Annotated in this window: 10 protein-coding genes; 4 read left to right on the plus strand and 6 right to left on the minus strand. The window is 56.8% G+C overall.

Annotated features, from left to right (window positions below):
• Positions 1–63: 63 nt before the first annotated feature.
• The 5 genes from livJ to ftsY all read right to left on the minus strand — a co-directional run bounded on the left by livJ (position 64) and on the right by ftsY (position 5871).
• On the minus strand, positions 64–1167 hold the full coding sequence (gene livJ, locus ABLV17_RS13485) for a branched chain amino acid ABC transporter substrate-binding protein LivJ (protein WP_015369319.1): 1104 nt from the start codon (positions 1165–1167) through the stop codon (positions 64–66).
• Positions 1168–1491: 324 nt separating this feature from the next.
• A complete protein-coding gene (rpoH, locus tag ABLV17_RS13490) occupies positions 1492–2346 on the minus strand; it encodes an RNA polymerase sigma factor RpoH (RefSeq protein WP_002920815.1) in 855 nt (284 codons plus the stop codon).
• Between the two features lie 255 nt (positions 2347–2601).
• Positions 2602–3657, minus strand: a complete 1056-nt coding sequence (gene ftsX / locus ABLV17_RS13495; RefSeq protein ID WP_015369318.1) for a permease-like cell division protein FtsX — start codon at positions 3655–3657, stop codon at positions 2602–2604.
• Positions 3650–4318 carry a cell division ATP-binding protein FtsE gene (ftsE, locus tag ABLV17_RS13500; RefSeq protein ID WP_015369317.1) on the minus strand — a complete coding sequence of 223 codons (669 nt, stop codon included), beginning with the start codon at positions 4316–4318 and terminating at the stop codon, positions 3650–3652. Before ftsE ends, ftsX begins: the two co-directional genes overlap by 8 nt.
• A 2-nt stretch (positions 4319–4320) precedes the next feature.
• Positions 4321–5871, minus strand: a complete 1551-nt coding sequence (gene ftsY, locus ABLV17_RS13505; RefSeq protein WP_308957689.1) for a signal recognition particle-docking protein FtsY — start codon at positions 5869–5871, stop codon at positions 4321–4323.
• Between the two features lie 193 nt (positions 5872–6064).
• On the opposite strand from ftsY, the gene rsmD reads away from it, so the two are divergent.
• Both rsmD and ABLV17_RS13515 read left to right on the plus strand, forming a co-directional pair.
• Entirely contained in the window at positions 6065–6661 is a 597-nt protein-coding gene (gene rsmD, locus ABLV17_RS13510) for a 16S rRNA (guanine(966)-N(2))-methyltransferase (protein WP_015703709.1), read from the plus strand.
• Complete coding sequence (locus tag ABLV17_RS13515; RefSeq protein ID WP_015369314.1) at positions 6651–6929, plus strand: DUF1145 family protein; 279 nt, start codon at positions 6651–6653, stop codon at positions 6927–6929. Before rsmD ends, ABLV17_RS13515 begins: the two co-directional genes overlap by 11 nt.
• Before the next feature lie 15 nt (positions 6930–6944).
• On the opposite strand, the gene ABLV17_RS13520 is transcribed toward ABLV17_RS13515, so the two are convergent.
• Positions 6945–7304 (minus strand): DUF2500 domain-containing protein, encoded by a 360-nt coding sequence (locus ABLV17_RS13520; RefSeq protein WP_162750185.1) that lies wholly within the window; start codon positions 7302–7304, stop codon positions 6945–6947.
• 141 nt (positions 7305–7445) lie between these two features.
• Here ABLV17_RS13520 and ABLV17_RS13525 point away from each other — a divergent pair, with 141 nt between their 5' ends.
• Both ABLV17_RS13525 and zntA read left to right on the plus strand, forming a co-directional pair.
• Positions 7446–8072, plus strand: coding sequence for a lysoplasmalogenase (locus tag ABLV17_RS13525; protein ID WP_015369312.1), 627 nt, complete (start codon positions 7446–7448; stop codon positions 8070–8072).
• Positions 8073–8150: 78 nt separating this feature from the next.
• Positions 8151–10358, plus strand: a complete 2208-nt coding sequence (gene zntA / locus ABLV17_RS13530) for a Zn(II)/Cd(II)/Pb(II) translocating P-type ATPase ZntA (protein ID WP_348854326.1) — start codon at positions 8151–8153, stop codon at positions 10356–10358.
• Positions 10359–10490 lie beyond the last annotated feature (132 nt).

Consider the following 10490-nt stretch of genomic DNA (forward strand, 5'->3'; position numbering starts at 1 on the left):
AGTAAGTGACCGGGGTTGAGGGCCGCAGACAACGCATCTGCGGCGTGAAAGGCGCAGGTTAAATTATTTGGCGTCGGTCGCTGTACCGTTAGCATGCCAGGTAAACACGCCGAACTCGAATCCTTTCAGGTCGCCTTTCTCATCCCACGACAGCGGCCCCATGACGGTATCCACCTTCGCCCCTTTCAGGTATTTCGCGATTTCCGCCGGATCTTCAGACTGATTTAACCCCGCCTGCAGCGACTGCAGCGCCGCATAGGTGGTCCACACGAAGGCGCCGCTCGGATCCTGCTTCTTCGCTTTGATGGCATCCACAATCGGTTTGTTCGCCGGAACCTGATCGTAGTTCTTCGGTTTGGTGACCAGCAGGCCTTCTGCCGACTCGCCGGCGATGTTTGACAGGGAAACGTTAGCTACACCTTCCGGGCCCATAAACTGGGTTTTCAGGCCGGCTGCGCGTGCCTGGCGCAGGATCTGTCCCATTTCCGGGTGATAACCGCCGTAGTAGACGAAGTCGATATTTTCTTTCTTCAGACGCGCCACCAGGGTAGAGAAATCTTTCTCACCGGCGGTGATACCGTCAAAGAACACCACGTTGGCGCCGCCTTTCTTCAGGTTTTCCTGAACTGAGCGCGCCAGCCCTTCGCCATATTGCTGTTTGTCATGAACAACAGCGATGCGCTGCGGCTTCACCGTGCCGAGAATATATTTCGCCGCCGTCGGGCCCTGATCGGAGTCGAGACCGGTGGTGCGCAGAATCAGCTTATAGCCGCGCGCCGTCAGCTCCGGTGCGGTTGCCGCCGGGGTAATCATCAGGATGCCTTCGTCTTCATAGATGTCAGATGCCGGCTGGGTGGATGATGAACACAGGTGACCGATAACGTATTTAATGCCGTCATTCACCACTTTGTTCGCAACCGCCACCGCTTGTTTCGGGTCGCAGGCATCGTCATATTTTACGATCTGCAATTTATTGCCTTTGATGCCGCCCTTAGCGTTGATATCGGCTACCGCCTGCTCCGCGCCGGTAAATTCCTGGTCGCCATACTGGGCAACCGGGCCGGACATCGCTCCCACGACGGCAATTTTAATGTCTTCCGCCAGCGCGGAACCGCTCATAATTAAAGCAATACATCCTGCCAGTAACGCTTTACCCTTCATATTCATCCTGAGGCTCCCCATTATTATGGTTTTTGCATTTGTTGTGATGTTGTTTATTAGCGCATTATTCTGATTTTTAGTCCATACCAAGAATAGTATGGCTGCATTTGGGTCTGCCGCCTGCGCTTTTGCAGCACACTATGCCAAAACATACCCCATTTTTCAGAATTTGAAACAACAATTTGCAGGAGATGTAAAAGTTATGTGACTGAAGCTAAACGTCGCGGCAATTCGCGCCGGGAGAGAAAACGGGTGTGACGGGGATATAAAACAAAAAGCCCCCGCTGAAACAGCAGAGGCTCAATTTACTACGGCGTTAAAAGACGAAGATTAGGCTTCGATAGCGGCGCGTAGTTTTTTCATCGCGTTCTTTTCCAGCTGACGAACACGTTCAGCCGAGACGCCATAACGATCCGCCAGCTCCTGCAGCGTGGACTTGTTGTCCTCGTCCAGCCAGCGAGCACGGATGATGTCCTGGCTACGCTCATCCAGGCCTTGCATCGCGTCAGTCAGTTTATTAGCAGCCTGCTCTTCCCAGTTATCGTCTTCGATGCCGTCGGCAAAGTTAGACGTTTTGTCCTGCAGATAGAGCACCGGCGCCATCGGCTGGCTATCGGATTCGTCATCGGACGACATATCAAAGGTCATGTCCTGCGCTGCCATACGTGATTCCATCTCACGCACGTCTTTGCTCGACACACCCAGCTCGCGGGCAACCATTTCCACTTCGTCCTGGTTAAACCAGCCCAGACGCTGCTTGGTTTTACGCAGGTTGAAGAACAGCTTACGCTGCGCTTTGGTGGTTGCGACTTTAACGATACGCCAGTTACGCAGCACGTATTCGTGGATTTCCGCTTTAATCCAGTGCACGGCGAAGGAAACCAGTCGCACACCCACTTCCGGGTTGAAACGACGTACGGCTTTCATCAGACCGATGTTGCCTTCCTGAATCAGGTCCGCCTGCGGCAGGCCATAGCCCGAGTAGTTACGAGCAATATGAACAACAAAGCGCAGGTGAGACAGAATCAGCTTTTTCGCTGCTTCCAGATCGCCCTGGTAATGCAGCTTTTCAGCAAGCTCCCGCTCTTCATCAGCCGATAACATCGGCCAAGTGTTGGCTGCCCGGATGTACGATTCCAGGTTACCAACGGGGGCTAAAGCTAAAGTTTGCATTTCTTTGGTCATTCAAATCCTCTCAATCGATAGTGTCTGACATGATCTTGTCCCCATCAGGCAACAAACATGCCAGCATTTATGAGCAACGAGAATATCACCCACAGTAGTATCAGACAGTGATTTTATCCACAAGTTCCATGCAACGTTGTGAGTAAATTACGCACAAAATGTGACATGGAGATGAAAGATTAGGGAAGAGGCGAACAGGGACTCTTTCCCTGCAGAGAGATATTCAGTGCAGGGAAAGATTATACCAGAAAATTTTTAGTCGGGGGTAAAGTGACGTAAATGTTGCACCGTCGCCAGCCAGGCTGCGACCCAGCCAATCATCGAGCAGACGATTAGCATCAGCAGGCACTCATCGAAGCCTAAGCCGCTGAGTTCAAATTTAGTACCAAACACTTTCGCCACTTCGGTTACCGCCGAGGAGAGGCGCATCACCAGAATCTCCGACAGGATCAGCGACAAAAACGCCCCGGCGAAGCCCAGCAGCGCGCCACCGTAAAGGAACGGACGCAGGATGAAACCGTCGGTAGCGCCGATCAGCTTCTGGACGTTAATCGTGTCGCGACGAGCGAAGATGCTCAGACGTACGCTGTTGCCAATCACCAGGAATACCGCGGCGATCATCAGCACGCCGATCATCGCCGACACCCGGCCGACCAGCCCGGTCAGCGACGCCAGGCGCGCAAACCAGCTATCGTCCATGCGCACTTCGTCGACACCCTGAATACGGGAGACGCGATCGCGCAGGGTGTTAAGCGAATCGGTATTCTGGAAATCGAGCTTCGGCACCACAATCGCCACCGCCGGCAGCGGGTTCTCTTCCAGCATATCCAGCGCGCCGCCAAACCCGGACCAGTTACGGAACTCGCCCAGCGCCTCATCTCGCGACAGGTAATTGACTTTCTCAACGCCCTGCTCCGCCTGCAGCTGGCCAACCACCCGCGCCGCCGCATCGTCATCCAGCGTTTTTTCCAGATAGACGGTGATCTGCGGCGACGGATAATACTGCGACGCCGCGCTGTTAACGTTTTTGTAGACCATATAGCAGACGCTCGGCAGCGTCAGCGAAATGGCGATCACCATGATGGTGAGGAAGGTCGCCAGCGGCGTGCTTTTTAAATCCTGTAACGCGCCGTGCCAGGCGTAGCGCACCTGCTCGTTAAAGACGTTACTCTTCCGCGATGCCGGGTTCGGCGCCGCTTTTGGCCTTTTTGGCGCATTACGCCCGCCGTTGCCGCCGCCGGTGGCGTTACGGAGACGATCGAACTTGCTGCCGAACTGGCGAATCTGGTTCACTGCGTCGCGCTTATTCACCCCGATGGCCTCCATGCATATGACCGTCGCTCAGCGTCAGGACGCGGTACGGACGGCTGGAAATAAGCCCCAGGTCGTGCGTCGCCATCAGTACCGTTACACCTACGCGGTTAAACTCTTCAAACAGACGTAAAATCCCTTCCGAGAGCGCCTCATCGAGGTTACCGGTCGGTTCATCCGCCAGCAGCACCGCCGGCTTGTTGACCACCGCGCGGGCAATGCCCACGCGCTGTTGCTCACCACCGGAGAGTTGGATGGGGAAATTTTTCGCTTTGTCCAGCAGCCCGACTTTATCCAGCGCTGCGGATACGCGGCGGCGAATATCATCGCCGCTGGCGCCGGCGATAATCAGCGGGATCGCCACATTATCGAACACGGTGCGATCCATCAGCAGGTGGTGGTCCTGGAAAATCATGCCGATTTGGCGGCGCAGGAACGGCACCTCGCGGCTCTTCAGGCGGCTGATATCATGGCCGCTGAACAGAATTTTCCCGGCGCTCGGCCGTTCGATACCACAGATAAGCTTCAGCAGGGTACTTTTCCCCGCGCCGGAATGGCCGGTCAGGAACGCCATCTCGCCCTGCTGCAGGTGGAATGTCACCCCCTGCAGCGCTTGTCTCCCACCGAGATAGGCTTTGCTGACTTGTTCAAAGCGAATCATTCTTAATCCTCTCGGGCAAAAAGTGCCTCAATAAAGTCGCCCGCATTAAACGGACGCAGATCTTCAATACGTTCGCCGACGCCAATATAGCGAATCGGAATACTGAACTGGTCAGCCACAGAGAAGATAACCCCGCCCTTCGCGGTTCCGTCAAGCTTAGTCAACGTAATGCCGGTCAGCCCCACCGCTTCGTGGAACAGTTTGGCCTGGCTAATCGCGTTCTGCCCGGTGCTGGCGTCGATGGTTAGCATAACTTCATGCGGCGCGTCGACGTCCAGTTTCTTCATTACGCGGACAATCTTCTTCAGTTCTTCCATCAGGTGCGATTTATTCTGCAGACGACCCGCGGTATCGGCAATCAGCACATCAATATTGCGCGCTTTCGCCGCCTGAATGGCGTCAAAAATAACCGAGGCTGAATCAGCGCCGGTATGCTGGGCAATCACCGGGATCTCGTTACGCTGGCCCCAAACCTGCAGCTGTTCCACCGCCGCCGCGCGGAAAGTATCCCCCGCCGCCAGCATCACCGATTTACCCTGCTGCTCGAACTGACGCGCCAGCTTACCGATCGTAGTGGTTTTACCCACGCCGTTAACGCCGACCATCAGAATAACAAATGGCGTTTTCCCTTCAACATTCAGCGGTTCCTCAACTTTCGTCAGGATCTCGCTCATCTCTTCTTTCAGCAGACCGTATAACGCCTCGGCATCTCGCAGCTGCTTACGGCTGGCCCCCTCGGTAAGATTGGTAATAATCTTACGCGTGGTTTCCACCCCAACGTCGGCAATCAGCAGCTGTTCTTCCAGCTCTTCAAACAGATCGTCGTCGATTTTTTTACCGCGGAACAGGCTGATAAATCCGGAACCCAGATTCTGTTTGGTTTTTACCAGGCTGCGTTTTAAGCGGGCGAAGAAACCTTCTTTGGTCGGTTTTTCCTGCTCCTGCTGCGGCGCTTCCTGAGTTTCCGCGTCTTCTTCCGCCAGCTCTTCCGGCGCCTCTTCGACGTCTTGCGCCGCCAGCGCCTGCGCTTCAAGCTCTTCATCGCTTAATTCGGCTTCAGACTCTTCCGGGAGGACCTCATCTTCGATGACTTCAGGCTCCGCGACGATAACCTCTTCCGGCGTCTGTTCAGCGACCGCTTCGGCGATAACCGGCTCGGCAATCACCTCTTCAACCAGCGGTTCAGCGACTTTTTCTTCTACCGCAGGAACAACCGGCGCTTCTTCAAAAGCGGTCTCTGGGACAGAAATTTCTTCCGCCACTGGCGATTCAGCCACGTTTTCTTGCGAAACGGCTTCGGTCGCCACCGGATGCGGCAGTTCGCTCTCAACAACTTGTTCGGTAACTTCTACGACCTCGGCAGCAAAGGCCTCCGGGTCTTCTTTTACCGTTTCCGCCGCGGGTACGGTTTCCGCAGGCGTTTCCGCCGCCGGAGTCTGTTCCGCAACCTCTTGTTGTTCTTCTACTTTTTGTTCTGTTTCGCTTTCCTGAGCCTGTTCTTTTTGCCCAAAGCCCAGCCAGGAAAAGAAGCCACGTTTTTTCTCTTTTGCCATTTGCGACCACACTCCTCGCTGTTTATTCATGGCGCAGCTTCGATACAACCGATTCAGAAGCTGAAAAAATGATGAAATTAGTTGGATAGTCTATCACTTAACTTAACTCGCATCACCGCCCCCGGATTAAGGTTTCGTCAATGGTCTTCGATCGTTAGAATAGCAGGCTGGAAGTTGAGACTTGAGCAAAGAGATGAAGAAACCAAATCACGCAGGCAGCGGCCAGATCCGCATTATCGGCGGACAGTGGCGGGGCCGTAAATTACCGGTGCCGGAGAGCCCGGGTCTGCGCCCGACCACCGACCGGGTTCGGGAAACGCTTTTTAACTGGCTGGCGCCGTCGATGGTCGACGCCCACTGCCTTGACTGCTTCGCCGGCAGCGGCGCGCTGGGGCTGGAAGCGCTATCACGCTATGCCGCCAGCACCACGCTACTGGAAATGGAGCGCGGCGTCGCGCAGCAGCTACAAAAAAATCTCGCGACGCTGAAAGCCAGCAACGGCAAGGTGGTCAACACCAACACGCTGGCGTTTCTCAGCCAGCCGGGCACGCCGCACCACATTGTCTTCGTCGATCCCCCCTTCCGCAAAGGGCTGCTGGAAGAAACGCTCAGCCTGCTGGAAAAAAACCACTGGCTCGCTGATGAAGCGCTGATTTATGTCGAGAGCGAAGTAGAAAACGGACTACCGCCGGTTCCGGCAAACTGGCAACTGTATCGCGAAAAAGTCGCCGGACAGGTCGCCTACCGCCTGTATCAACGCGAGGCACAAGGAGAAAACCATGCTGATTAATTTAGGCCGCCTGCTGATGCTATGCGTTTGGGCGTTTTTGCTGTTGAATCTGTTTCAACCTTTCCCAAAACCGCTGAATATCTTCGTTAACGTGGCGCTGATTTTTATGATTCTGATGCATGGCCTGCAGCTGACGCTGTTGAAAGCGACGCAGACGAAAGACGCGCCGCCGCTGAGCCGTTTTGAGCAAATTCGTATTTTCATCTTCGGCGTATTTGAACTGGTGGCCTGGCAGAAAAAGCTAAAGGCCACGCTGAAGAAAAAGTAACGGTTAATCCAGGGCTCAGTTATCGGCAACAAAGTCGACGAATCTTGAGCCCTTATAGCTCAACATTCCCCGGTCGCCGACGCTCAGCGCGTGATATTGCGGCGCATCAAGGCGGAACACCACTTCCAGTCCGCCATTTTCCGGGCGGAAGCTCGCTTCATAACGCATCTCGCTGCCGGCTGGCGTCACCGTCTGCTGGCGCGAACGGCGATCGTTAATCACCTTTTCCCGCTTATTGCTGACCACCACCCGCTTCTGCAACAGCGGCGCGGCGTCGTTATCCATTTTTTCCCGGCGCTGCTGCACATAGCGAAACGAGGCCGCCACCACAATCACCGCGACCACCAGCACAAAAAATAGCGGAACTTTACTCATTTGCGTACCCATAAGAATTATCAGGAATAAGGATAACGCGCATTGAATAACGTTGTCATCTTCTGGCCCAAACCACTACACTGAGATCCAGTACCGTAAGCGCAATCGCTTATTTAATGATAACAGATACAGGGACTTACTATGCTTTGGTCGTTTATTGCTGTCTGTTTCTCCGCATGGCTATACGTCGATGCGTCCTATCGTGGGCCGGCCTGGCAGCGCTGGGTCTTTAAACCGGTCACCCTGCTTCTGTTGCTGCTGTTAGCCTGGCAGGCGCCGATGTTCAACGCCATTAGCTACCTGGTGCTGGCGGGCCTGTGCGCTTCGCTGCTCGGCGATGCCTTAACCCTGCTGCCGCGCCAGCGGGTGATGTACGCGGTCGGCGCATTCTTCCTCTCTCATCTGCTGTATACGATCTGGTTCGCCAGCCAGATGACGCTATCGTTCTTCTGGCCGCTGCCGCTGGTCTTGTTGGTTCTCGGCGCGCTGCTGCTGGCAATTATCTGGACGCGCCTGGAAGAGATGCGCATGCCGGTGCTGACCTTTATCGGTATGACCCTGGTGATGGTGTGGCTGGCGGGTGAACTGTGGTTCGTGCGGCCGACCGATACTGCGCTTTCCGGCTTCCTTGGCGCCGCTTCGCTGCTGTTGGGTAACGCCGTCTGGTTGATTAGCCACTATCGCCGTCGTTTCCGCGCCGATAACGCCATTTCCGCGGCCTTCTACTTTGCCGGGCACTTCCTGATCGTTCGCGCGCTGTATCTGTAATTTACTGCTTGACTCTGGAGTCGACTCCAGAGTGTATCCTGCGGGTAATGAGAAAATTATCATTACCCGGAGGGTGCCATGTCGACACCAGAAGCTCAGGACAAAAAAGTCCCCCAGTTCTCGTCATTCAAATTTACCCCGGCGACAGAGCCCGCTGAAAGCTGCTCTGCCGATCGCGCCTGCGCCGGGGAAACCGCCGCCGCTGAGCAGCCGCTCAATGGCGCCCGCTATAGCTGGCAGGTAGACGGCATGGACTGCGCGGCCTGCGCCCGCAAGGTGGAAACCGCCGTGCGCCAAATCGACGGCGTCAGCCAGGTGCAGGTGCTGTTCGCCACCGAGAAGCTGCTGGTCAATGCCGAAAGCGATATCCGTTCGCAGGTCGAAAACGCGGTACGCGCCGCGGGTTATACCCTGCGCGATGCTGACGCGCCGCAGGAAGAGAAACCGCAACGTTCATGGCTGCAGGAAAACCTGGCGTTATTGAGTCTGGTAGTGATGATGGCGCTCAGCTGGGGGCTCGAACAGTTTAACCACCCGTTCGGCAAGCTGGCGTTTGTCGCCACTACCCTCGTCGGCCTGTGGCCGGTTGCCCGCCAGGCGCTGCGGTTGATTAAAAGCGGCAGCTGGTTTGCCATTGAAACGCTGATGAGCGTTGCCGCTATCGGCGCGCTGTTTATCGGTGCCACCGCCGAAGCGGCAATGGTTCTGCTGCTGTTTCTGATCGGCGAACGGCTTGAAGGCTGGGCCGCCAGCCGCGCGCGCCAGGGCGTGAGCGCCCTGATGGCGCTCAAACCTGATACCGCCGTTCGCCTGCGCAACGGCGTGCGTGAGACCGTCGCCCAACGTGACCTTCGCCCCGGCGATGTGATTGAGGTCTCCGCCGGCGGGCGTCTGCCGGCCGATGGCGAGCTGCTATCACCGTTTGCCAGCTTCGATGAAAGCGCATTGACCGGCGAATCGGTACCGGTGGAACGTAAAGCCGGCGAGCGCGTAGCGGCGGGCGCTACCAGCGTCGATCGGCTGGTGCAGTTGACCGTTATCTCCGAACCGGGAGATAGCGCCATTGACCGGATCCTCAAACTGATTGAAGAAGCCGAGGAGCGCCGGGCGCCGATTGAACGCTTCATCGATCGCTTCAGCCGGATCTACACCCCGGCCATTATGGTGGTCGCCCTGCTGGTTGCCATCGTACCGCCGCTGTTCTTCGCCAGCGCCTGGCTGCCGTGGATCTATAAAGGCTTAACGCTGCTGTTAATCGGCTGCCCTTGCGCGCTGGTCATCTCTACCCCGGCGGCGATTACCTCCGGTCTGGCGGTCGCCGCACGGCGCGGGGCGCTGATTAAAGGCGGTGCGGCGCTGGAACAATTGGGCCAGGTGCGCCAGGTGGCGTTCGATAAAACCGGTACTCTGACCATCGGCCAACCGCAGGTCACCCGCGTTATCGCCGCCGCCGACGTTGATGAAAACGGCCTGCTGGCACTGGCGGCAGCGGTTGAACAAGGCTCCAGCCATCCGCTGGCGCAGGCTATCGTACGCGAAGCGCAGCAGCGTAAGCTGACTATTCCCGTTGCGCACAACCAGCGGGCGCTGGCCGGTTCCGGGATAGAGGCCGAGGTCAACGGCAGCCGCATCTTAATCTGCGCGGCCAGTAAGGCCGCACCTGCTGAACATGAGGCGCAGATCCAGCCACTGGAGAGCGCCGGACAGACGGTGGTGCTGGTGCTGCGCGATGATACCCTGCTCGGCATTCTGGCGCTGCGCGATACCCTGCGCGACGATGCGCGTCAGGCGGTGGATGAGCTGCATCAATTGGGCGTACAGGGGGTGATTCTCACCGGGGATAACCCGCGCGCTGCGGCGGCTATCGCCAATGAACTGGGTCTGGAGTTCCGCGCCGGATTGCTGCCGGCAGACAAAGTGCAAGCGGTGATGGCGCTTAACGCCAACGCGCCGCTGGCAATGGTCGGCGACGGCATCAACGATGCCCCGGCGATGAAAGCGGCGACCATCGGTATTGCAATGGGCAGCGGCACCGATGTAGCGCTGGAGACCGCCGACGCGGCGCTGACTCATAATCGCCTCACCGGCCTGGCGCAGATGATTTCGCTCGCGCGCGCCACCCATGCCAATATTCGCCAGAATATCGCCATCGCTTTAGGGTTAAAGGGGATTTTCCTCGTCACGACCCTTCTCGGCCTGACCGGGTTGTGGCTGGCGGTGCTGGCGGATACCGGCGCGACGGTGCTGGTAACGGCTAACGCTCTGCGGTTATTGCGTAAAAAGTAATGTTGAAGCGATATTCCCTGCTTGCGCAGCACGGTTCCAGATCGTTGGGTAGCCCGGATAAGGCGCAACGCGCCGCTATCCGGGGGTGTTCCCTGCTCGCGCTGCGCTTAGCAGGGCTACGGTTCTGAGCGT

Origin of the sequence: Klebsiella sp. CN_Kp091 (assembly GCF_040065095.1) — a bacterium.
GTDB lineage: Bacteria > Pseudomonadota > Gammaproteobacteria > Enterobacterales > Enterobacteriaceae > Klebsiella > Klebsiella aerogenes.

What these genes read in the sequence shown, in the direction of transcription:
- livJ (WP_015369319.1), bottom strand. Translation starts at nt 1,167, where the DNA reads ATGAATATGAAGGGTAAAGCGTTACTGGCAGGATGTATTGCTTTAATT.
- rpoH (WP_002920815.1), bottom strand. Translation starts at nt 2,346, where the DNA reads ATGACCAAAGAAATGCAAACTTTAGCTTTAGCCCCCGTTGGTAACCTG.
- ftsE (WP_015369317.1), bottom strand. Translation starts at nt 4,318, where the DNA reads ATGATTCGCTTTGAACAAGTCAGCAAAGCCTATCTCGGTGGGAGACAA.
- ftsY (WP_308957689.1), bottom strand. Translation starts at nt 5,871, where the DNA reads ATGGCAAAAGAGAAAAAACGTGGCTTCTTTTCCTGGCTGGGCTTTGGG.
- rsmD (WP_015703709.1), top strand. Translation starts at nt 6,065, where the DNA reads ATGAAGAAACCAAATCACGCAGGCAGCGGCCAGATCCGCATTATCGGC.
- ABLV17_RS13515 (WP_015369314.1), top strand. Translation starts at nt 6,651, where the DNA reads ATGCTGATTAATTTAGGCCGCCTGCTGATGCTATGCGTTTGGGCGTTT.
- ABLV17_RS13520 (WP_162750185.1), bottom strand. Translation starts at nt 7,304, where the DNA reads ATGAGTAAAGTTCCGCTATTTTTTGTGCTGGTGGTCGCGGTGATTGTG.
- ABLV17_RS13525 (WP_015369312.1), top strand. Translation starts at nt 7,446, where the DNA reads ATGCTTTGGTCGTTTATTGCTGTCTGTTTCTCCGCATGGCTATACGTC.
- zntA (WP_348854326.1), top strand. Translation starts at nt 8,151, where the DNA reads ATGTCGACACCAGAAGCTCAGGACAAAAAAGTCCCCCAGTTCTCGTCA.